The 23,481-nt window shown below is 37.2% G+C and carries 21 protein-coding genes and 1 other annotated feature; of the genes, 16 read left to right on the forward strand and 5 right to left on the reverse strand.

Annotated features, from left to right (window positions below; all coding sequences use genetic code 11):
* Positions 1 to 57 precede the first annotated feature (57 nt).
* The 11 genes from hisJ to hisC all read left to right on the forward strand — a co-directional run bounded on the left by hisJ (position 58) and on the right by hisC (position 8,872).
* Complete coding sequence (hisJ, locus tag ABM34_RS11785; protein WP_048705975.1) at positions 58 to 894, forward strand: histidinol-phosphatase HisJ; 837 nt, start codon at positions 58 to 60, stop codon at positions 892 to 894.
* 70 nt (positions 895 to 964) lie between these two features.
* Positions 965 to 1,194, forward strand: a binding site (T-box leader).
* 177 nt (positions 1,195 to 1,371) lie between these two features.
* Positions 1,372 to 2,523, forward strand: coding sequence for an ATP phosphoribosyltransferase regulatory subunit (locus ABM34_RS11790; RefSeq protein ID WP_048705976.1), 1,152 nt, complete (start codon positions 1,372 to 1,374; stop codon positions 2,521 to 2,523).
* The gene (gene hisG, locus ABM34_RS11795; protein ID WP_083988317.1) at positions 2,516 to 3,172 is read left to right on the forward strand and encodes an ATP phosphoribosyltransferase; all 657 of its coding nucleotides are present in this window, start codon (positions 2,516 to 2,518) and stop codon (positions 3,170 to 3,172) included. The genes ABM34_RS11790 and hisG overlap by 8 nt, the downstream gene beginning before the upstream one ends.
* Complete coding sequence (gene hisD, locus ABM34_RS11800; RefSeq protein ID WP_048705978.1) at positions 3,169 to 4,455, forward strand: histidinol dehydrogenase; 1,287 nt, start codon at positions 3,169 to 3,171, stop codon at positions 4,453 to 4,455. Before hisG ends, hisD begins: the two co-directional genes overlap by 4 nt.
* A gap of 11 nt (positions 4,456 to 4,466) precedes the next feature.
* On the forward strand, positions 4,467 to 5,051 hold the full coding sequence (gene hisB / locus ABM34_RS11805; RefSeq protein ID WP_048705980.1) for an imidazoleglycerol-phosphate dehydratase HisB: 585 nt from the start codon (positions 4,467 to 4,469) through the stop codon (positions 5,049 to 5,051).
* Complete coding sequence (hisH, locus tag ABM34_RS11810; RefSeq protein ID WP_048705982.1) at positions 5,051 to 5,677, forward strand: imidazole glycerol phosphate synthase subunit HisH; 627 nt, start codon at positions 5,051 to 5,053, stop codon at positions 5,675 to 5,677. The genes hisB and hisH overlap by 1 nt, the downstream gene beginning before the upstream one ends.
* Positions 5,658 to 6,383, forward strand: a complete 726-nt coding sequence (gene hisA, locus ABM34_RS11815) for a 1-(5-phosphoribosyl)-5-[(5-phosphoribosylamino)methylideneamino]imidazole-4-carboxamide isomerase (RefSeq protein ID WP_048705983.1) — start codon at positions 5,658 to 5,660, stop codon at positions 6,381 to 6,383. The genes hisH and hisA overlap by 20 nt, the downstream gene beginning before the upstream one ends.
* Complete coding sequence (gene hisF, locus ABM34_RS11820; protein ID WP_048705985.1) at positions 6,373 to 7,131, forward strand: imidazole glycerol phosphate synthase subunit HisF; 759 nt, start codon at positions 6,373 to 6,375, stop codon at positions 7,129 to 7,131. Before hisA ends, hisF begins: the two co-directional genes overlap by 11 nt.
* A complete protein-coding gene (gene hisI / locus ABM34_RS11825) occupies positions 7,131 to 7,454 on the forward strand; it encodes a phosphoribosyl-AMP cyclohydrolase (protein WP_048706577.1) in 324 nt (107 codons plus the stop codon). The genes hisF and hisI overlap by 1 nt, the downstream gene beginning before the upstream one ends.
* A 6-nt stretch (positions 7,455 to 7,460) precedes the next feature.
* On the forward strand, positions 7,461 to 7,793 hold the full coding sequence (hisE, locus tag ABM34_RS11830) for a phosphoribosyl-ATP diphosphatase (RefSeq protein WP_048705987.1): 333 nt from the start codon (positions 7,461 to 7,463) through the stop codon (positions 7,791 to 7,793).
* 8 nt (positions 7,794 to 7,801) lie between these two features.
* Positions 7,802 to 8,872: a histidinol-phosphate transaminase gene (gene hisC, locus ABM34_RS11835; protein ID WP_048705989.1), complete on the forward strand. Its 1,071-nt coding sequence runs from the start codon at positions 7,802 to 7,804 to the stop codon at positions 8,870 to 8,872.
* A 989-nt stretch (positions 8,873 to 9,861) separates the two neighbouring features.
* On the opposite strand, the gene ABM34_RS11845 is transcribed toward hisC, so the two are convergent.
* Together ABM34_RS11845 and ABM34_RS11850 are read right to left on the reverse strand one after the other, a co-directional pair.
* Positions 9,862 to 10,836 (reverse strand): MucBP domain-containing protein, encoded by a 975-nt coding sequence (locus tag ABM34_RS11845; RefSeq protein ID WP_048705992.1) that lies wholly within the window; start codon positions 10,834 to 10,836, stop codon positions 9,862 to 9,864.
* A 195-nt stretch (positions 10,837 to 11,031) separates the two neighbouring features.
* Positions 11,032 to 13,260 (reverse strand): ATP-dependent Clp protease ATP-binding subunit, encoded by a 2,229-nt coding sequence (locus ABM34_RS11850; protein WP_048705993.1) that lies wholly within the window; start codon positions 13,258 to 13,260, stop codon positions 11,032 to 11,034.
* Between the two features lie 303 nt (positions 13,261 to 13,563).
* On the opposite strand from ABM34_RS11850, the gene ABM34_RS11855 reads away from it, so the two are divergent.
* The 5 genes from ABM34_RS11855 (at position 13,564) to ABM34_RS11875 (ending at position 21,213) form a co-directional block, all read left to right on the forward strand.
* A complete protein-coding gene (locus tag ABM34_RS11855) occupies positions 13,564 to 13,830 on the forward strand; it encodes a phosphocarrier protein HPr (RefSeq protein WP_048705995.1) in 267 nt (88 codons plus the stop codon).
* Positions 13,830 to 15,554 carry a phosphoenolpyruvate--protein phosphotransferase gene (gene ptsP / locus ABM34_RS11860; RefSeq protein WP_048705997.1) on the forward strand — a complete coding sequence of 575 codons (1,725 nt, stop codon included), beginning with the start codon at positions 13,830 to 13,832 and terminating at the stop codon, positions 15,552 to 15,554. Before ABM34_RS11855 ends, ptsP begins: the two co-directional genes overlap by 1 nt.
* A 459-nt stretch (positions 15,555 to 16,013) precedes the next feature.
* A complete protein-coding gene (gene nrdJ, locus ABM34_RS11865; RefSeq protein WP_048705999.1) occupies positions 16,014 to 18,260 on the forward strand; it encodes a ribonucleoside-triphosphate reductase, adenosylcobalamin-dependent in 2,247 nt (748 codons plus the stop codon).
* A gap of 473 nt (positions 18,261 to 18,733) precedes the next feature.
* Positions 18,734 to 19,162, forward strand: a complete 429-nt coding sequence (locus ABM34_RS11870) for a CopY/TcrY family copper transport repressor (RefSeq protein WP_048706001.1) — start codon at positions 18,734 to 18,736, stop codon at positions 19,160 to 19,162.
* 2 nt (positions 19,163 to 19,164) lie between these two features.
* Positions 19,165 to 21,213, forward strand: coding sequence for a heavy metal translocating P-type ATPase (locus tag ABM34_RS11875; RefSeq protein WP_048706003.1), 2,049 nt, complete (start codon positions 19,165 to 19,167; stop codon positions 21,211 to 21,213).
* Positions 21,214 to 21,256: 43 nt separating this feature from the next.
* Here ABM34_RS11875 and ABM34_RS11880 read toward each other — a convergent pair whose 3' ends face one another.
* The 3 genes from ABM34_RS11880 to ABM34_RS11890 form a co-directional block, all read right to left on the reverse strand.
* Complete coding sequence (locus ABM34_RS11880; protein ID WP_048706006.1) at positions 21,257 to 21,547, reverse strand: helix-turn-helix domain-containing protein; 291 nt, start codon at positions 21,545 to 21,547, stop codon at positions 21,257 to 21,259.
* Between the two features lie 214 nt (positions 21,548 to 21,761).
* Positions 21,762 to 22,757: a sensor histidine kinase gene (locus ABM34_RS11885; protein ID WP_048706007.1), complete on the reverse strand. Its 996-nt coding sequence runs from the start codon at positions 22,755 to 22,757 to the stop codon at positions 21,762 to 21,764.
* Positions 22,758 to 22,766: 9 nt separating this feature from the next.
* Positions 22,767 to 23,441: a response regulator transcription factor gene (locus ABM34_RS11890; protein ID WP_048706009.1), complete on the reverse strand. Its 675-nt coding sequence runs from the start codon at positions 23,439 to 23,441 to the stop codon at positions 22,767 to 22,769.
* Positions 23,442 to 23,481: the final 40 nt, after the last annotated feature.

Raw genomic sequence — 23,481 nt, forward strand, 5'->3', positions numbered from 1 at the left:
AATCCAAATGCTTAGAATATAAATTAATAAGTCATAATATAAAAAAGGAGTGATTTTATGTTGATGGATGGACATACACACACAGAATTTTGCCCACATGGAAGTCGAGAGCCAGTAGAAAAAATGATTCAGCGAGCAATCGGATTAGGAATGAAAAAGTATTGCATCACCGAACATGCGCCACTGCCACCTGATTTCAAGCAAAGTTACGAGGGGTCCTCTAGTGGAATCGACGAAGCATCGATGGAAATGTCAGACATGCCAGCATACATGAAACAAATGAAGTCACTTCAGGAAAAATATAAGTCAGATATAGAAATTTCGATAGGTTTTGAAGTCGACTATTTACAAGGATTTGAAGATTTTACGAAGCGTTTCCTCGATGAATATGGTCCTCAAACACAAGAAAGCATCTTGTCCGTTCATTTTATGAAGGGAACAGACGGAAAGTTCTGGTGTATTGATAATGGATTCGAAGACTTCGAACAAGGTTTCAAAGATTTTCTTGATACGCCACAACACGTTTTCCGTGAATACTATTTTTCCGTTCAGAAATCTGTTAAAGCGGATTTAGGGAAGTATCGTCCAATCAGAATTGGTCACATGAGCTTGGTTAGAAAATATCAAGATCATTTTCATTTAACTGAGGATTTGAACGATGAAAACATGAGCTTAGCACAAAATATCCTGTTCGATGTTAAAGCTCAACATCGTCAATTAGATTTAAATTTAGCTGGTTTGTACAAACCATATTGCAATGATTTTTATCCAGGTAAACAAATATTGAAACAAGCTGAATCTATTGGTATCCCAATCGTTTACGGTTCCGATGCACATGACATAGAGTCAGTCGGTCATGGTATTCATTTGATTAATACTATAACTAACTATTGACAGAAGACATTATCCAGCCTATGATATTCCTAAATTAAAAATTAATTAAAAAGTTACTAATCTAAATTTAATAAAGGTCATGAATAGGAAAGTAGAAATTAGTCAATCCCAAAGAGAATTTCGGATGCTGAAAACGAAATGGAAACTGTTTTCGAAAACACACCTATGAATAACTTCAAAGTTGAACTCAGTAGGCTTTGACGAAATGGTTCGTTATCCCAGTTGACACAGCCAACATGAGGTTTGATACCGCAAGGATCAAACAAAGGTGAGGTGGAACCACGATAATTCGTCCTCTTAGCAATTTATTTGCTAAGGGGATTTTTTTTCGTCCCTGGTTGGTCGTTGGCGTAGCCAACACCAAGATTGTTGCGCAAGCGCCTCATACGAATTTGTATCAGCTATATCAATCTGGCGCTTACGGTTCCATGCACTTATCATCTTTAGATTAGTAAGAGAATTTAGGAGGACGTTGAAATGAAAAATAACTTATTACCATTAGGAACACGCGACGAATTTGGTCGGCGAGCTAGTGAAAAACAACATATAATTTCAGTGATTGCAGATTCATTTTCTGATCGTGGCTTTTCAAAAGTTTCAACGCCATTATTAGAAAAACAAGCTGTGTTTGAACCTTATAAATTAGGGAATTATCAAATGTATCGTTTATTAGACCAAGAAGGGGACACAATTGTTCTTCGACCGGATATGACTTTACCAATTGCCAGATTTTTAAGCTCAACCAATATAGCGCTACCACAAAAATTTTGGTACATCGGAGATATTTTCAGAATTAGCCGTCGCTTATCAGGTTCATACAATGAGCTGACACAAGCTGGAATCGAACTGGTTGGATATTCCTCAATCAAAGCAGAGTTCGAATGTTTGGTACTTATCAATCAGTTGAGTCAAAAATTATTAGACGAACCAGTTGAAATAGAATTAGGAATTGCTGATTTTACCAAAGCTGTATTATCGACTTTAACTGATGATGAAGATTTGCAAGATGAAATTGCTGCTGCTTTGTATGACAAACAAGTTCCTAAATACGAGCAACTAATTCAAAGATTCAGCACTACCGATGAATATCAATTCTTACTGAAATGGCCAAGATTATTCGGCAAGCCAGATGTAATTTTTGAACAACTGAAGGACTTCAATTTACCAGAAAGTATTCAAAATAGAGTTGCTGAATTGAAAAACGTAATCGACTGGATCAAGCAAACAATGCCGGAACAAGCGTTATCACTCGACTTGAGTAGTCGTGCACCTCAAAAGTATTACACAGGATTAACTTTCAAAGGATTCTCCAAAGCAGGTTCAGGATATTTGTTCAGTGGTGGTCGTTATGACAAATTGTTATCTAACTTCCAAGACGTCAGTGAATCAGCTGTCGGAATGGGAATTGATATTGACCTAATTACTGATTTAGTTGTAAGTGACTCAAAAGAAGTCAATAAGAAGTTAATTTACTTTAAACCAGAGCAGTGGCAAGAAGCAGAAAAGGTTTTAAACAAAACAACTGATGCAATTCTTTCATTATCCGAAACTAGGGAAGATGCAGAGGTAGAAGCTAAGAAATTGAATGCAACAATAATTGATATGACAGAAGGTGAATTCATTGAGTGAAGATAGAATAAAAATTGCTTTAACAAAGGGACGAGTTGAAAAACAAGTTATTCCTTTAATGGAAGCAGCTGGAATTAATTGTGATCAGATTAGAAATAAGGAAAGACGATTGATTTTTGATTCTGAGACTCAACCGTATGAATTCATCTTGGCCAAGGGACCAGATGTAACGACATTTCTCGAAAGAGGCGCCGCAGATATTGGAATTGTCGGAAGCGATATTTTAACTGAGAATCAAAGTTCTCAGTATGAATTATTAAATCTAGATATTGGGAAATGTCAATTTGTTCTAGCTTCAACCAAAGAATTCGATCCAGACGCTCCTAAACGAAAAATTATTGGTACGAAATATCCACTAATTACCAAACGATATTTCGACAATTTAGGTCAAGATGTTGAGATTATCAAAATTGAGGGTTCAGTTGAATTAGCCCCCTTAACTGGTCTAGCTGATGCAATTGTTGACATCACTGAAACAGGGACTACCATCCGCGAAAATCACTTGAAGATATTCGATTATCTAGATAAAGTTTCAACTCGATTAGTAGTCAATCGAATGTCTTTGAAACAACATCCAGAGGCAATCTTTGATTTCGTAGATAGAATTAAAAAGGTCGTAAATGAGAGAAAAGAGGAAGAAGTAGGATGAAAATTGTTCAGGAGAATTTAGCAGAATTAGAGAAAATGGTACAGATGAAGACACGTCAGTTGAATGACCCTAAGGTTGTCGCAACTGTTAGTGAAATTATTAATAACGTCGTTGAAAATGGTGACTCAGCTTTAAAAGATTACGAGAAGAAATTTGATAATGTTGATATCGATAATTTCAAATTAGATCAATCGGTCATTGACGATGCTTATGATAATTTGGATAAAGATGTTAAGGACGCATTGTTCCTAGCCAAGAAGAACATCACTAGTTTCCACAAAAAGGAACTTGAAGATGGATTCATGGATAGTGAACAGAAAGGTGTCTTGAGAGGTCAAAAGTTAGTTCCACTTCAAAGAGTTGGACTATATGTACCGGGTGGTACAGCTGCTTATCCTTCAACAATTATGATGAGTGCAATGCCTGCTAAGATTGCCGGTGTTGATGAAGTCGTCATCGTAACTCCTCCACAAAAAGATGGAATCAATCCTGCTGTTCTTGCCGCCGCTAAAATTGCTGGCGTTGACGCAATTTATCAAGTTGGTGGTGCCCAAGCTATAGCCGCATTGGCATATGGAACAGAATCAATTCCTCGTGTTGATAAAATTGTTGGACCTGGAAATATTTTCGTTGCTACTGCTAAGAAACAAGTTTTCGGACAAGTTGCGATTGATATGGTTGCTGGACCTTCAGAAATTGGTATTATCGCTGATGATTCAGCTAATCCCAGACAAGTTGCTGCAGATTTGTTGTCACAAGCTGAGCACGACAAGTTGGCACGTCCTATACTAGTTACCGATAGTTTGAAACTCGCAAAGGCTGTGAGTGAAAACGTTGATTCACAATTAAAAGTTCTGCCACGTGAAGAAATTGCCTCTGCATCAGTTAACAACAAAGGATTTATTGCGGTTGTTGAAAAAATTGATGATATGTTTACTTTGATGAACACCGTTGCCCCAGAGCACTTGGAAATCCAACTTGAAGATCCAACACAATACTTAAATCAAATTAGAAATGCTGGATCAGTGTTCTTGGGTAAGTATGCCTCAGAACCACTTGGTGATTACGTTGCTGGACCAAATCACATTTTGCCAACTGGCGGAACTGCAAGATTTTCATCACCACTTGGTGTATATGACTTCGTGAAGAGAACTTCATTCATTCAATACACGAAACCAGCATTAGAAAGAGAAGCTAAGCAGATCACAACTTTGGCACGTGTTGAAGGTTTGGAAGGCCACGCCAGAGCAATTGAATCACGCTTTGACACATACTACGACTAGGGAGAATAACGATGAGACAAGCTACTATTGAGAGAAATACTAAGGAAACACAAATTAAAATTAGTTTGAATTTGGATGAGCAATCTGGGATTAAAATTGATACTGGAATCGGTTTTTTGAATCACATGTTGAACTTATTTGCTAAACACGGACGGTTCGGTCTAATTGTTGAAGCTCACGGTGATTTGGATGTTGATCCGCACCACACAACTGAAGATACTGGAATTGTCTTAGGTGAATGCTTCAAAAAGGCTCTTGGTGACAAATCTGGAATCGAACGTTATGGCACCGAATTTGTTCCAATGGATGAAACTTTAGGTCAAGTAAGTGTCGACTTGAGTGGTCGTTCATATTTAGTATTTGATGCTGACTTGGTAAACCCAAGGCTTGGTGGTCTTGATACTGAAACGGTTGAGGATTTCTTCCAGGCTGTAGCATTTGCTGCTGAAATGAATCTCCACGCTCGCATTCTTTATGGAAGAAATACTCACCACAAAGTAGAAAGTTTATTCAAAGCATTTGGCCGTGCGATGCGCGATGCTGTAACAATTAATCCTGATATTATAGGAGTTAACTCGACGAAAGGTGTGATCTAATGTTTGCAATCGTTGATTACGATACTGGTAACACACTTAATTTGAAAAAAGCTTTAAACTATTTGAATATTGAAAATAAACTTACATCAAATTCTGCCGAAATATTGGCTGCAGATGCAGTGATTTTACCCGGAGTCGGTGCCTTTAAGGCAGCTATGAACGAACTGGATAAACGTGGTTTGGTTCAGGTTGTCAAAGAAGTTGCCGACAAAGGTACGCCGATGTTAGGAATTTGTTTGGGGATGCAATTACTCTTTGAAACAAGTTCTGAATATGGTTTGAATCCTGGTCTTGGACTAATTCCTGGCAAAGTTGAACAGATTCCTGAGAATGGCGATTTGAAAGTTCCTCAAATGGGCTGGAACGAAAATGAAGTTCAACAAAAAGATAGTCCATTTGCACTCGCAGAAGGTAACTATACTTATTTTGTTCATTCATATTATGCAAATTGCGATCCCCATTATATTGTCGCAAGCGTTGATTATGGGGTTCAAATTCCAAGTATCGTTCAAAATGAAAATGTCGTCGGAATGCAATTTCACCCTGAAAAGAGTGGAGAAGTAGGCTTACAATTATTACAAAAATTTCAAGAGATGGTGAAGACAAATGATTTTTCCCGCAATTGATTTGCACAATGGACAAAGCGTTAGATTGTATCAAGGCGACTATAACAAGGTCACTTTGATTAATAATGATCCCGTCGCACAGGCAAAAGATATCTATGCCAAGGGTGTTAAACAATTACATTTGGTAGATTTAGATGGCGCAAAAACTGGTCGTCCTGAAAACTACACCATTATTTCTGACATTCGCAAAAACTTTTCTGGTTTTCTCGAATTAGGCGGTGGAATTCGTGATGACAAAATTGCCAGAATGTATTTAGACCTGGGTGTTGACCGAATTATTATCGGATCAGCAGCGTTGGAAAATCCAGATTTTGTAAAAGACCTCTTGAAAAAGTATGGTGGTGACCGCATTGTCATTGGAGTTGACGGCTCTAATGGAAAGGTTGCTGTTAATGGTTGGCTAGAACAATCTGATGTATTAATGGAAGATTTAATTCAAACCATGATGGATTTCGGTGGAAAATCATTTATCGTGACTGATGTTGCACGTGACGGTACTATGGAAGGTCCTAATTTGGACTTATTGATGCACCTTAGTCAAAAATTACCTGAAGCAAATTTAGTAGCCAGTGGTGGAATTAGAAATTTGAAAGATCTCCACAATTTGAAAGCATTAAGCATTACGGATGTGATTATTGGTAAGGCTTTATATGAAAAAACTATTACCTTAGAAGATATTGCGGAGGTGGAGAACAATGCTAGCTAAAAGAATTATTCCCTGTCTCGATGTTGATGATGGACGAGTAAAAAAAGGTGTCAATTTTGTCAATTTAACTGACGTAGGTGACCCGGTACAAATAGCTGCCGAATACCAAAAACAAGGTGCCGACGAATTAGTTTTTCTCGACATCACTGCAACAAATGAAAAACGCAAAACAATGATTGACGTGGTAGAAGAAGTTTCTAAACAAATATTCATGCCTTTGACTATTGGCGGTGGAGTGTCATCTGTTGAAGATATTCAAAACTTGCTACGAGCTGGCGCTGACAAAGTTGCCATTAACTCGGCGGCTGTTGTAAATCCTGATTTGATTACTGAGGGAGCACAAAAATTTGGTAACCAATGTATCGTCGTTGCAATTGATGTGAAGTTTGATCCAGAATCTAATCAATATTTTGTTTATACACATGGTGGCAAACAAAAGACCGAGCTTGAGGCAATCTCTTGGGCAAAAGAAGTCGTCGCTAAAGGAGCTGGCGAGTTGTTGGTCACAAGTATGGATAAAGATGGAACTAAAGATGGATTCAATATCGATTTATATCAAAAATTGGATGCAGCAGTTAACGTCCCAATAATTGCTTCTGGTGGTGCTGGTGACTTGGCTGATTTTAACGAGGTTTTCCAAAAAGCTAACGTTGATGGAGCTCTTGCCGCATCAGTCTTTCACTTCGGCGAATTAACTATTAGTGATGTGAAAAAATATTTGAAACAAGAAGGAGTGGTTGTTAGATGATCGAACCTGATTTTTCAAAAGGCCTTTTAACGACCGTCATCCAAGATGCAGCATCGAAGGATATTTTGATGGTTGCCTGGATGAATCAAGAAAGTTATCAAAAAACATTAGATAGTGGACAGACATGGTTCTGGTCACGTTCACGAAAAGAACTTTGGCATAAAGGTGAAACAAGCGGCAATTTCCAAGACGTCGTCAGCATGACTTTAGACTGTGATGAAGATACCTTGCTCATTACCGTGAATCCACATGGCCCAGCCTGCCACACTGGGCACAGAAGTTGTTTCTTTCAACCAGTTGAAGTAGAAACGAATAAGGAGTAATTAATTATGCAAAATTTAGATGAATTATACGCAATGATTTTGGATCGTAAAAATAATCCCAAAAAGGGTTCGTATACAGACTACTTATTCACTAAAGGTCTGGATAAAATTTTGAAAAAGGTCGGTGAGGAATCGACTGAGGTCGTTGTCGCTGCCAAGAATCCCGACAAGCCTCGTGGTGATGGTGAATTAGTTTATGAATCAGCTGATTTGTTATACCACCTATGTGTTTTGTGGGCTAATCAAGGTGTTACATTTGACCAAATTAAAGAAGAATTGGCAAAACGTGAAGGCTTGATGAGTGAATACAAGGATCGTCCTGAAATAAAGGATTTGTAGGAGGATGTATGAAAAAAGTAATCGAAGAACTCCAACCCTATATTCCTGAGAAACCGCTTGAAGAATTGAAAAGCGAACTTGGTTTGAAAAAATTAGTCCGCCTATCAGCCAATGAAAATGCCTACGGAACTTCGCCTGATGTTAAAAAGGCCGTCGTAAATTGGGCATATACACAGAGCAATTTGTATCCAGATGGGGATGCAACTGAACTAAGACAACTCATTTCAGCGAAGTTTAAACTCGATCCCAAACAAATCGTTTTTGGAGTTGGTCTGGATGAAGTTATCGTAATGTTATCGCGAGTATTCCTTGAACCGGGTGATGAAGAGTTAGTTTCAACACCAACTTTTTCTGAATACGCCTTACACGCTGAAATTGAGGAAGCTAAAATTAACAAAGTTCCAGTCTTAGAAAATGGCGGAATCGATTTCGACGGTATGTTAAAAGCAATTACTCAGAAAACAAAGTTAGTTTGGATCTGCAATCCCAACAACCCAACCGGAACTTTTGAAACAGTAGCTGACATCGAAAAATTCGTTTCTCAAGTGCCAAAGGACACGTTGGTATTAGTAGACGAGGCTTACATTGACTTTGTAACAGAGCCAAACGCAACGGCTATGGATTTGACGAAGAAATACTCAAACATAGTAGTCATGCGAACATTCTCGAAAGCATACGGACTAGCCAATTTCCGAGTAGGCTACGCGGTGTTCTCTAAAGAAATTGCAGAACAAGTCCAAAAAGTACGCCTACCATACAACGTTAATTCAGTAGCCCAAGAAGCTGCAACAGCAGCCTTCAAGGATACAGACTTCGTAAATGAAGTAGTAAATAAGAATGCCAAAGAACGCTCGAAGTTTGAAGCATACTTTGACGAAAAAAACATAAAACACTATCAAAGCCAAGCAAACTTCATCTTCTTCGAATATCCAAATTCAGATAAACTAGCAGATTACTTACTACACAACGGCTACTTAATCAGAACCGGATTAAGACCAGGCTGGCTAAGAATCTCAGTCGGAAAAGCTGAAGACAATGAATCAATACAGAAATTAATAGATGAATATGAAAAAAAATAAGAGTCCAGAGGACTCTTATTTTTTTTGCTTTAGCACGAATTTCATTCAATTAGTTAGTCGTAATGTGGAATTAATAATTGGGATTTGTTTTTGGATTTACAACATTAACTCTTTTACTGTCTTTAACGTATTTGTTTTTCCCAATCTTCCAGTAATGATGCCCCTTAATCTTTACTTTTGAAGCTTTTCGTTTTTGAACGCTGGAGTTTTTATCGCGGTTTTTGAACATACTTAAGCGATGAGATGTCTTGATCATCTTAGAATTTTTCTTTTTGTAAATTGGCAGGGAAGTAGAATCACTAGTATCAGATAAAGAGATTATAATGGTTTGAGATTTACTAGCTTGAACAGTGTTTGTAGGGAGCCCCATGGTTAAAGTCACTAACGCAATTAAGAAAAATAACACTCGCTTTTTATTTGTCGTGAATTTCCTCCGTATTTTGTATATGTAAACTATACCATGAATATATGGCAATAAAAGTTACATTATTTAGATAATACGTAATTTAGAAATTAACTCAACAATCGTGAAAGTGATCAATGTTGAACAAAAAATAGTCTGTTATTAGATTTAATAAAGATATGCATATTTACAATTCTACAATGATAACAAATTATTGTGTCTATAAATTGACTTCCTGGTTCCTGATTATGTAAGCTGAGAACAAAAAATGAGCAACCAGAAGTTACTCATTTTTATAGATTTATGACTGCATTAAACATAATGTTTACAGGACTATCTTTATTATCACAAATAAGAAAAGAAACGAAGCTCCATGTAGATGGAGGAAGAAAATCGATTTGGCCTCAGCCGCCAAATTTTACTTAGCGTACGAAGTACGGTTAGTAAAAGACCCAGTTTGGAGACTTTTCGTACTGTGAAAAGCCTTCAAATGGCGTCGGCAGCGTTCCAGGCCATAAAATCGATTTTCTTCCGGAATCGGCAATCCAACACCACACCATACTACGTTTTTTTTCGCCCACAAAACCTATAGATTCAAATACTTACTCTCTATATAATTTCCATTATCTAACTGTGCCCAAACACTATTATTATCAAGCTGCAAAAGCTTTTTAACATAAACCGATTTGCCACCTTGATAACGAGTATTAATAATAGTTCCGTAAGGAGTTTCCCAAGTAGTAATATCTTGGTAATCGTAGAACAAAATTCTAACCTGACGATTAATATCCATACTATTAATAACAGAGTAGGTGAAACTGATATTTGTTACAGCAGCGCCTAGTGGATTATCAAGTAACTTCTTTTCTTCAGAAAATTGCTTGATGGTAAATGACTTGATATCTTCATTCGCTGAAACCCAAATATCGCCACCTAGGTTGTACCAAACAGTTTCATTATAATTTTCCTTTACCGCTTTGAAGACACGCCAAGTGGTGTCGTATGGGAGCGGCTGACTTAATGGCTGTTTGCCTGCAGGTTGCTCATATACAGGGACGTTGTTTTTAGTTTGAATGAACAGATTTTTTTCAATTTCAAAGTCATCCATTTGCATAGTATCGTAAATGAATTCATATTCTTGAACTTTATCTGAAAAGCGACCGGTTACGTCATTAGGATAATCTACTAGGAAATTTCTGGCTTCAGGTAGTGGCTCAGCTTGATAACTCTTATTCAAGTCACCAGTTAAGTATTGAGGATCAGAAATCAATTCACCTTTAGTGTTTCGATGATAAACAATTACTGGAGCAGCCATTTGTGTAAAGTAAATTAGATAAATTCCATCTGAATTTGGAATGAATGTTTGTTGGAAATTTTGAATCGAGGATAGAACGTATCCTGGAATGGTTTTCCAAGGCATCTTTAGGCTGTCTAAGTAGTGACCTGTCAACGTGGTTGAATCAGCCAATTTATTACCATTTGAATCGATATAGTGAACTTCAATTTCAATATCGTCACGTGAAATTTTTTTAACATTGTCTTTCAACAAATTGTTTTCCATAGATTTTTTCCTATTATGAGAACCGGGCCAATGTATGCTATGTTTTCCCATAATAATCCCTTCTATAGTGGTTAGATTAGGGTTAGTTTATCATATGTGATGCTATATATAGGAAGTTTCTAAGGGAACGTAATGAACATTAAGGAAACATAAAAAAGCCGAAAGAAAATTTTAATTTCTTTCGGCTTGATTTAATTATTTAGTTGTATCAGCTTTTGTTGTAGCAGGTGCTGATTCGGATTTGGTAATCACGATTTCACCTTTAACAACTTTAGCATCTAATTGATTATCTTTAGGATTATTCAAGTAGTAATCGGCGACTTTGTCTTCGATTTGCTCTTCAATAACTCTTCTGAGTGGACGAGCACCCATCTTAGGATTGTAGCCTAAATCAACGAGTTTCTCTTTAGCATCCTTTGTAACGTGGATTGAGAGACCTTGGTCAGCAATCATCTTGTTAGTATCTTCAAGCATCAAGTCAACAATCTTAACAAGGTTTTCCTTAGTTAAGGCGTTGAACTCAACGATGCCATCGAATCTGTTCAAGAATTCTGGTTTAAAGTAATCAGAAAGTTGATCAATGATGGAATGTGTCTTACCGGCACTTTCAGCACCAAAACCAACGTTTGCTTCAGCTTCTGCACCTTGGGCAGCGTTTGAAGTCATGATGATGATTGTATCCTTGAAACTAACAGTTCTACCTTGAGAATCAGTCAAACGACCATCATCAAGAATTTGTAAGAACATGTGCATTACATCAGGGTGAGCTTTCTCAACTTCATCCAACAAGATCAAACTGTATGGGTTACGACGAACTTGTTCAGTTAACTGACCAGCTTCTTCGTAGCCAACATACCCTGGAGGTGAACCGATTAACTTAGACACTGAGTATTTCTCCATGTACTCAGACATATCGAATCTGATCATTGAATCTTCAGTACCAAACAACTCTTTAGCTAGTTGTTTAGCTAATTCAGTTTTACCAACTCCAGTAGGCCCTACAAATAGGAAGGAACCAATTGGACGACCAGATTTATTGAAACCAACTCTGTTACGACGAATTGCTCTAGCAACTTCGCCAACAGCCTTATCTTGACCAATCAAATGTGACTTCAAATCAGGTTCAAGATTACGCAATTGAGCTTGTTCGTTAGACTTCAATTCACCAACTGGAATGTTAGTTTTTTCTTCGACAATTTTTTCAATATCTTTTTCGGTAACTGTTGAATTACTTTCAGGTTCTTTACTTGCATTGTCTTTCATTTCTTGATACTTAGTTACTTGGTCACGATAATAAGCGGCTTTTTCATAGTCTTCATTTCTCAATGCTGCTTGTTTTTGAACTTCAGCATCAGAAATCTTATTGTCAATTTCCGACATATCAATGTGGTTGATTTGAAGGTTCTTCTTTGAACCAGCTTCATCAATCAAATCAATAGCCTTATCAGGTAAAAATCTGTCTTGAATGTATCTTGCAGATAGTTCAGCGGCACCTTTAATGGCTTCAGCTGAATATTTTACATGATGGTAACCTTCGTATTTAGGTTGGATACCTTTTAGAATTTGGATTGTCTCGTCAACTGAAGGCTCGTTAACTTGAACTGGTTGTAGACGACGTTCAAGAGCGGAATCCTTTTCAATTGTACGATATTCATTTAAGGTAGTAGCACCAACTAATTGCATATCACCACGGGCTAGGGCAGGCTTCAAAACATTACCTGCATCCATTCCACCTTCAGCATTACCAGCACCGACGATTTCATGAATCTCATCGATGAATAAGATAATGTCTTGGCTATCTTGCAATTCTTTGATCAATTGTTGCATCCTTTGCTCAAATTGACCTCTAACACCAGTACCTTGAACTAATGAAACAACGTCCAAACGAACGACGCGTTTATTCTTTAGTTTTTCAGGAACGTCTCCATCGACGATCTTTTGTGCTAAGCCTTCAACTACAGCTGTTTTACCAACACCGGCTTCACCAATTAATACTGGATTGTTTTTAGTTCTTCTATTTAAAATTTCGATAACACGGTTGATTTCTTTATCACGACCAATTACTGGGTCAATTTGACCGTTCTTAGCTTGAGCAGTTAAATCTACTCCGTATTGGTCAAGCACTCCGTTACCACCACGGCGACCACGATTGTTGCCACCGCCAGCTCCGGCTTGTGTTTGGGGACCTTGTTGTTGTTCAAAACCATTATTTGGTTGTTGAGCACCGCCGTTCATGGCGTTGAATAAGTCTTCAAAACTTGAAAAACCGTATGGATTTTCTGCCATATTATTCATACCCTCACTAGCTTGATTTCTTAGTTTCTGATAGCAGTCTTGGCAGAGATTAACTTCAGTCCTCTGTCCATTGACGCTTGTATATAAGTGGATTGTCGCTTCATTTTTTTGACAATTCTGACAAAGCATTCTGCATCCCCACCTCTCTATTTTCAGAATACGATTGTAGTATACAATTAGCACTCCACCTATGCAAGTGCTAAGTCTTGGAAAATCACAATTTTTTTCTTCTCCTATTAATATATAAAAACGTTAGATAAAAAGTCTTATTTGACTTAGATGACTGTAAGCGTTGTATGACTAATGATAATAAGGGATAGACACGTTCAAAATTGCACAAAACACTTGTGAAGGTTGTTATATAATGGTAAATTAAATTATGAAGATTGTAGAGTATCTACAGAATTTAAAGAATATGAAGAGGTTATAACTATGGAAAACAAAGACTTTCACATTATCGCAGAAACAGGTATCCACGCACGTCCAGCAACAATGTTGGTACAAACTGCAAGTAAATTCAGTTCAGATATCAATATCGAATTCAATGGTAAATCAGTAAATCTTAAGTCAATCATGGGTGTTATGTCACTTGGTGTTGGCCAAGGTTCAGATGTTAAAATCACTGCTGACGGTGACGACGCTGCCGACGCTATCTCAGCTATTTCAGACACAATGACAAAGGAAGGACTTGCTGAATAATGGTTCAAACTATCAAGGGAATCGCAGCCAGTGATGGAATTGCCACTGCGGAAGCTTACCTTTTAGTTCAACCAGATTTATCTTTCGACAAGAAGAGTATTTCAGACGCTGATGCCGAGATCAGTCGCTTGAAAGACGCTATTGCTAAATCAGACGATGAGCTCACCAAAATCCGTGATATTGCCAAAGTATCATTGGGTGATGATGAAGCTCAAGTTTTTGATGCTCATAAGATGATTCTAGCTGATCCAGAGTTCACAGGAGCCGTTGAACAACAAGTTAAAGATCAAAAAGTTAATGCTGAACAAGCATTGAACGATGTATCAAATAACTTTATCCAAATTTTTGAAGGTATGACTGATAATGCCTACATGCAAGAAAGAGCTGCCGATGTACGTGATGTTACAAAACGTGTTATGGCACACTTGCTTGGTGTGGAATTACCAAATCCTTCATTAATTGATCATGAAGTTATTATTGTAGCTCACGATTTAACTCCAAGTGATACTGCACAACTTAACAAAAAATATGTTAAAGGTTTCGTAACTGATATTGGTGGTCGTACAGCTCACTCAGCAATTATGGCACGTTCTTTGGAATTGCCTGCTGTTGTTGGTACTGATTCAATCACTAAAGATGCTAAAGATGGAGATAAAATCATCCTTGATGGATTGAATGGTGCCGCTATTCTAGATCCTTCTGATGAAGATATCAAACATTACAACAAGCTTGCTTCTGACTTTGCTGCTGAAAAAGCAGAATGGGAAAAACTCAAAGATGAAGCAACTGTTACAGCCGATGGCAAACATTTTGACGTAGCCGCAAATATTGGTACACCTGATGATTTACAAGGTGTTATTGATAACGGTGCTGAAGGTATTGGCTTGTATCGTACAGAATTCTTGTACATGCAGTCTGAAGAATTGCCAACAGAAGACGATCAATTTGAGGCCTACAAGAAGGTTCTTGAAGGAATGAAAGGTAAACCAGTCGTTGTCCGTACTATGGATATCGGTGGTGACAAGCATTTGCCATACCTTCCACTTCCTGACGAAATGAACCCATTCTTGGGATATCGTGCTATCCGTATTTCATTGGATAAACAAGATATCTTCAGAACACAATTACGTGCTTTACTACGTGCTTCAGCATTTGGTAACTTACGTATCATGTTCCCAATGATTGGTACTCTTCAAGAATTCCGTGATGCCAAAAAGGTATTCGAAGAAGAAAAAGCTAAGTTAGTAGCTGACAACGTTAAAGTATCTGATGATATTCAATTAGGTATGATGATGGAAGTTCCAGCTGCAGCTATCCTTGCTGATCAATTTGCTAAAGAAGTTGACTTCTTTAGTATCGGAACAAATGACTTAATTCAATACACAATGGCTGCTGATCGTGGTAATGAACATGTTTCATACCTATATCAACCATATAACCCATCTATTCTTAGATTGGTTAAACATGTTATTGAATCAGCACACAAAGAGGGCAAGTGGGCCGGCATGTGTGGTGAAGCAGCTGGTGACAACATTATGGTGCCACTACTACTTGCCATGGGTCTTGATGAATACTCAATGAGTGCAACTTCAGTTCTCCGTGTTAGAAGTTTGATGAAGAAATTGAGCACAGCTGATCTTAAAGATTTAGCTGACCGCGCAGTTAATGAATCAATTACTAACGAAGATAATAAGAAGTTAGTTGAAGAATACATGAACAAATAATTAAATTAATTAGACTGTTGGGAATTTATCCAACAGTCTTTTTTTGTTCTCTCCAATATAAACTGACGTATTTGTTAATATCGTTCGATTTAAGCTGATTCATTATAAAAATTGCTAGTTAATAGTGGATTGAAATAACGTCTTAAATGAGCCATTTCTTGCCAAATAAAAGATGTGGTTTGAACACTATATATGGTGTCTATATCATGTATTTATAAATCATTTATGCAGGGAAATTGCAAGACAAGATATTGACAATTATATTTTTTTGTCATTATTTTGCGCTGCAAAAAATTGGTCATTGACACCGTTACACATAGACGGCTAGCGGAGTGGGTCAAGTGATAAATTTTGTTTCACAGTCATTTCATAAAATTATTTTTAATACTATATGTTGTTAATCAGAAGTTAAAAGACTACTATATGTGGTGTTAACAATTTATGTATGAGGTGAACTTGATGGACAGTATTAAAACAAAAATTGAACTTAGTCAAGAGTTTATTGACCAAGTCAAAGAAGATATTAAACCACACTGGGGAGAACTCGGATGGGTAACTTATAAGAGAACATATGCTCGTTGGATTCCAGAATTAGGACGTACTGAAAACTGGGATGAAACTGTTAAACGTGTTATTGAAGGAAATATCAATTTAGACCCTCGTTTACAAAATAAGACTGTCAGCGTTGGTGATTATAATGAATTAGTTCAAGAAGCTAAGAGTCTGTTTAAATTAGTTTATGGATTGGCAGCTACACCATCCGGTAGAAATCTCTGGATTTCTGGTACTGCTTATGAAAAGAGAAATGGTGATGCACTAAACAACTGTTGGTTTATCGCTGTTAGACCACAAAAATATGGTGATAGTCACATTGTGCCTGAATATTTAGATGCTGACACAAAGGCTGTTTCTATGCCTTATTCGTTTATGTTTGATCAATTAATGAAGGGTGGCGGCGTTGGATTTTCTGTTGTTCCTTCAAACATTGAACAAATCCCTGCCGTTGATGTTAAAACTGACCTAGTTATTTTGATTGGTAAAGAAAGCGCTTCTTACGACGAATCAATTAAGGCTGGTGCTGTTGACCGTGACGAATGGTTAGCAAACAACGACATCGATTCAACACGCTCATACAAACTCCCAGATACCCGTGAAGGCTGGGTAGTTGGTAATGCCACAATGATCGATGCACACTTCGGTAATACAAATCCTGAACACTTACACCAAGTTGTTTTAGATATTACTGACATTCGTGCTTCAGGTGAAAAAATCAAAGGTTTTGGTGGTACCGCCTCAGGTCCAGCTCCACTAATCGAAATGCTTCATGATATTAACGCACTATTAAACGATAAAATTGGTAAAAAATTAACTTCAGTTGACTGTACAGATATGGGTAACATGATTGGTAAAACAGTCGTTGCCGGAAATGTTCGCCGTTCAGCTGAATTGGCTTTAGGTGGAGCTGAAGATCAAGACTTCATCACTATGAAACAAGATAAAGAAAAACTATATCACCACCGTTGGGCATCAAATAACAGTGTTGCCGTTGATTCAATGTTCAATGAATACGATCCAATCGCAGATTCAATTCAACACAATGGTGAACCAGGAATCGTCAACCTTGACCTATCTCAGAACTATGGTCGTATCATAGATGGTTATAACGACGATGCAGACCCAGAGGTTGAAGGAACAAATCCATGTGGTGAAATTTCATTGAGTAATGGTGAACCATGTAACTTATTTGAGATTTTCCCACAAGTAGCCACAGAACAAGGTTGGAACCTCGAACAAGCTTTTGCCTTAGCAGCAAGATATACAAAACGTGTTACATTCAGTAGTTATGACTGGGAAGTTTCACGTAATGCTATTGCTAAAAACAGAAGAATTGGTGTATCAATGTCAGGAATTCAAGATTGGATTCTCTCAAACTTTGGTCACCGTGTAGTTACAGGCTTTGAAGATGCTACTGACTCAGAAACTGGTGAAACATACAAGAAGCCAATTTACGATCCAGAAATCGTCAACAAAGTTAACAGCATGTATCAATCAGTTGTAGATGCCGATGCAGAATACTCAGACACACTAGATTGCAATACATCAGTTAAACACACAACCGTAAAACCATCAGGAACAGTTGCTAAATTAGCTGGAGTATCAGAAGGAATGCATTTCCACTATTCAGGTTACTTAATCCAAAGAATCAGATTCCAAGATTCAGACCCACTATTACCAGCATTAAAGGCATGTGGATACAAAATTGAACCAGACGTCTACACAAAGCACACAATGTGTGTAGAATTCCCAGTCCAAGCAGCAAACGCCGAATCAGAAAACTTTGCCTCAGCTGGAAACGTCTCAATCGCAGAACAATTCGCAACACAAGCCTTTCTACAAACATACTGGTCAGATAACGCAGTAAGTTGTACCGTAACCTTCCAACCAAAAGAAGGAGACCAAATAGCCTCATTGATGCGTCAATACAGACACACAATAAAATCAACATCACTACTACCATACAGTGGAGATGCCTTCGAACAAGCACCAAAAGAACCAATCAGCAAAGAAACATATCTAAAGAAGTTATCAGAAATCCACGGCGACGTCGCAGAAGAATTCGCCAAAGAAAATGACAACCACGATAAGAAAGATTTAGATTTAGTCGATCAAACAGATTGTGCCGGCGGAGCTTGCCCAATTAGATAAAAAAGAGCCAAAAACAAAACGATCTTGACCCATGCATATAAGATGGCCATAGCGGAGAGGGGTGCGAAACACCCCCGCAGCTCTGGACAGCTTATATGTGTGGGTCAGTTTTGTTTTTGGCGTTTCAAAACAAGAGCCAAAAAAAGCACGCACTTAAACACGGAACATAAGACGCCCATAGCGGAGAGGGGTGCGTAACACCCCCGCAGCTTTGGGCGCCTTATGTGTAGTGTTTAGTGCTTTTTTTAGCGTTTCCGCTAGATAAAAGTGAACAAAGAAAAATTAATCATGTTCAAAAAGTCGTTTAAACTCAAACACACTAGGAATCAGTTAATCAAAAACCTCACTAATATTTTTTAGTGAGGTTTCTCTTTACAAACCAAGTTTACAGTTGTAAACTATCCTCGTAAACAAGTTACAAATGTAAACGAAACAATACACACATATACCATTTCAAAAGAAAGGACAAAATAATGACAACCACTACAAAAATAGAAACCATGTCCGATGCAGAATGGACAGTAATGAGAATATTCTGGACTCTAGGTCAAGGAACCAGCAAAGATGCAATCATGTATCTAAAAAGAAAAACTGACTGGAAAGAAGCAACAGTAAAGACACTAATCATCAGGCTCCAGAAGAAAAACTTTCTAAAAGCAGACGAATCATCAAGACCATACGTCTATAAACCGTTGATCGAAGAATCAGAGGCAATTCATGAAAATGTAAATCATATGTTCAATAGCCTTTGTTGTATGAAAAAAGGTCAAGCGATAGAAGACTTAATTAATAATTCTGATATTTCTAAAAGTGATATTACAGATATGATAAATCTACTGAATAAGAAAGCTGAGACGGCACCTGATAAGGTCGAATGCGATTGCTTAGGTAAGGAGGCATAATTATGAAAGATATGAATATGAAAGATATGAAAATGGATTCATCAGATGACATGGAAGGCATGAACATGTCTGTTGGAAGTACAATGATGCACATGGATATGGGTGATTTAAAACGTAGGTTTTGGCTCTCGTTAATTTTTGCAATTCCAGTATTTATACTTTCACCATTCATGGGATTACATTTACCATTTCAATTCCAGTTTCCAGGTTCAGATTGGATCGTACTAATCCTGTCATCATTCCTATTTTTCTATGGTGGAAAACCATTCTTTACTGGTGCACTCTATGAATTAAAAGACAAGCGACCAGCAATGATGATGTTAATTACAATGGGTATCAGTGTTGCATATATTTACAGTTTGTATGCATTCGTAATGAATGACATCGTTAAAACAAAGACCCCAGTAATGGATTTCTTCTGGGAGCTAGCATCATTAATCGTCATCATGCTTTTAGGTCACTGGATTGAAATGCAATCAACAATGAGTGCTGGAAATGCATTAGATAAAATTTCTGCATTGGTTGCCGATACAGTTCACCTACAATCAGGAAATGGTTTTAAAGATAGCGATATTACAAGCGTTAAAGCTGGCGATATTGTTGAGGTTCGTGCTGGCGAGTCTGTTCCGCTAGATGGAATGGTTGTTTCTGGCTCCAGTTATATCAACGAATCCTTGATAACCGGTGAATCAAAAGCTGTTAAGAAGGAAATTGACAGTAAGGTCGTTGGTGGATCCATTAACGGTGAAGGAACAATCCAAGTAAAAGTCGAAAAGTCTTCTGAAGAGGGATACTTATCTCAAATCAGTAAATTAGTTTCAGATGCTCAATTGAGCAAATCTAAGACACAAAAGTTGGCAGATAGAGTTTCAGGCTGGCTGTTTTACGCGGCTTTATCAGTCGGTATAGTTGCATTCATTTATTGGGCAATTGTTGGCTCAATGAGTAATGCTTTAAGCATATTGGTTACAGTATTAGTCATTGCCTGTCCTCACGCACTGGGGTTAGCAATTCCATTAGTAATGGCACGTAGTACTTCAATTGCTGCCACAAATGGATTAATTATTCGTGATAATCAAGCTGTTGAAAGCAGCCGCAAGATTGACTATGTTGCTATGGACAAGACAGGTACTTTAACTGAAGGTAAGTTCACAGTGAATGGTTTAGAATCATTGGACAGTAATTTGAACACCAACGAAGTATTGAAACTTATTGCTGGTTTGGAAAATGGATCTAGTCATCCTATTGCTAGTGGTGTTATGCAAAAGGCACAAGAGCAAAAAGTTGATCCTGCCGAATTTTCAAATGTTCAAGCATTAAAAGGATACGGAATGAAAGGTGACTCTAATGGCCAAGAATACCTACTGGTAAATATGAAGTATTTAAACGTGAAATCTTTGAAATATGATGTTAAAGATGTTCAAAATTATCTAGATAAGGGTAATACTGTTAGTTTCTTGGTTGAAAATAATCAAGTTATCGGTTTTGTTGCCTTAGGTGATAAAGTCAAAGCAAATTCTGCCAAATTTATCAGTGATTTGAAGAAGAGAAATATCACACCTATCATGCTGACAGGTGATAATGAAGCTTCTGCAGAGTCATTTTCAAGACAGTTGGGAATTACAGAGCATAGGGCTGAGTTGCTTCCTGAGGACAAACACAGCATTATTGAACAATTAGAAAAAGAAGGTCATCACGTAATGATGGTTGGTGATGGTATCAACGATGCACCTAGTCTAGCTAGTGCAACTATTGGAGTTGCAATTGGCGCTGGTACTGATGTTGCAATTGATTCTGCGGATGTTGTTTTATACAACAGTGATCCGAGTGATATCATCAAATTCCTTGAATTATCTAGAAAGACTTATAGAAAGACAGTTGAGAACTTATGGTGGGGAGCTGGCTATAATATTATTGCCCTCCCATTAGCAGCCGGAGTTCTTTCAGGGATCGGATTCGTTTTGAGCCCTGCAGTTGGGGCAATCGTGATGTCATTGTCGACGGTTATCGTTGCATTAAATGCTATGACATTAACTGGTAAAAATTTATAAAACTCAAAAAAAATAGACTCATCAAAATTAAATTTTGGTGAGTCTATTTTTCTTTGATCAATTCTAAATAATCTGATTTAGGATCTTCAATTCTTTTTTCATAGCTATCGATAATATCTTTTAGTGTTATAGATTTTAATTCATTTTCCAGATTCTTTTGTATCTCACCGTAATAATCTTTCAACGACAATTGGATATTAACTCCTGGGCCACATTCTGGTTTTATATCGGTATCTAAATGTAGCAGTCGCTCACTACTTAAATTCTTAAAAGGGTCAAGTGTGATTAAAACTAAAGTGTGGACACTATCACTTAATTTTGCGGACTTTTTCATTAATATAACCCCTTTGGAATTTAACAGCTAATTTGGAAAAAGCATTTTACGTGAATATTAATCCACAAGATGCGATGACACATCCGAAGATAGAGGATAAATCTTTAGTTATCCATGAAGATATAAATGATGTGTTTGAAGAAATGATTGAAAGCAAAACTAAGTAAATAAAAGGGTTCTCTGAATTTTCAGAGAACCCTTTTGAGTTCAAATGCTATTCCTGATAGTAAGGCAGATCAATGAAGGTAATGATAGTTTCCGTCCCTTCACCAACTTTAGATTTCACAGAAATTTGATGTCCAAGTTTATCAATCATTTTTTTGACCAGGTAAAGTCCGATACCAGTGGCTTTACTTCCATTGGAACGGCCGTTTACACCAGTGAATCCCTTGTTGAAAATCCGACTTACATCCTGAGGTTGAATTCCGACACCATTATCTTTGATATGTAAGAAAACATCGTTTTTCTTTGAGGTAGTGAAAATCTCAATTTTCCCGCCTTGGTCAGTGTATTTCAGACTGTTAGCGATAATTTGATTAAGAATGAAACTCAACCATTTTTCATCCGTCAAAACTTTTTCATCAGTAATATCTAAATTAATGCCAATCCGCTTATTAATGAATCCACGCTTGTTATTACGAATCGATGATTTAACGATATCAGATAAATCTTGTTCCTGAATCAAATAATCATTTGAAAAATTATTCAGACGGGCATAATACAGAGCTTGATCGACTAAATAATCTATTTGATCAGTTTCTTCACTCAACAAATCACGGTCCAACTCATCATCCTGAGCTAGTTTCAATGCAGCAAGTGGAACCTTAATGTCGTGAACCCAGGATTCAGTATATTCACGCTGGTCAGTCTGGTTTTGGTATAACTCAGTTAATTCCTTACGATAATCAAGCACAATATTATTAATTTTTTCCTGAATAAAACGCTGCTCGTTAGTTTTCGCACCACTCAATTCTTTGGATAGGTCCTCTTGATAATTATCCAATTTGCTATACCAAGATTTCTTGCGAATGTACGAGAAAATGATACATAGAAAAGTAATCAAAACCGCTAGAAACCAACTGTAAATTAGTGTTCCATTGTTAAATCGAACTGCAGGATCAAGAAACAGTACCAATTCAACCAGCGTCACACCCGCAATAATTGAAAGCATCAGCAAAATATGGTCACGCAAAAATTTTAAAAAAGTCATATTTGCCTCCTAAGGAATAATGTATCCTTGACCAACTTTAGTAACGATGTAGTTTTTCAAACCATTTTGGTCAAACTTTGTTCGCAATCGATTAATATTAACTGTCAGAGTATTGTCATCTACGAAACGTTCGTCATCCCACATGAAATTCAAAAGTTGTTCACGTGAGACAATCTTACCCTGATCCTTTAATAGACGTTGCAAAAGCTTATATTCGTTTTTAGATAGGTCAATTTTATTCTCACCAATTTCGACCGTACTGTCTGATAAGTTAAGCTTTAGACCATTGTGTTCAATAATGTCAGCCGTTGATTTAGTGAAATCATAAGTCCGTCTGAGCAGGGCATTTATTTTAGCTATTAAAATATCAATGGAAAATGGTTTTTCGACAAAATCATCCGCGCCCATATTCATTGCCATAATTTGATCCATGTTTGAATTTCGAGAGGAAATGATAATAATTGGAGTCTTTGAAATTTTACGGATTTCTTGATTCCAAAAATACCCGTCTCTCACTGGCAAGTTTATATCCAGTAATACCAAGTCAGGATCATAGTCGTTAAATTGGTCAATAATATTTTCAAAATCACTGACGACATATGAATCCATTTGCCACTTGCCAAGATTTTCGTTTATAAGTTTAGAAATTGAAGGGTCATCTTCAATAATCATTATTTTAGCCATGTTTATACGCACCTCGTGATAAAATGTATACACTACTTCA

It is taken from the genome of Companilactobacillus ginsenosidimutans (assembly GCF_001050475.1).
GTDB classification, from domain to species: domain Bacteria; phylum Bacillota; class Bacilli; order Lactobacillales; family Lactobacillaceae; genus Companilactobacillus; species Companilactobacillus ginsenosidimutans.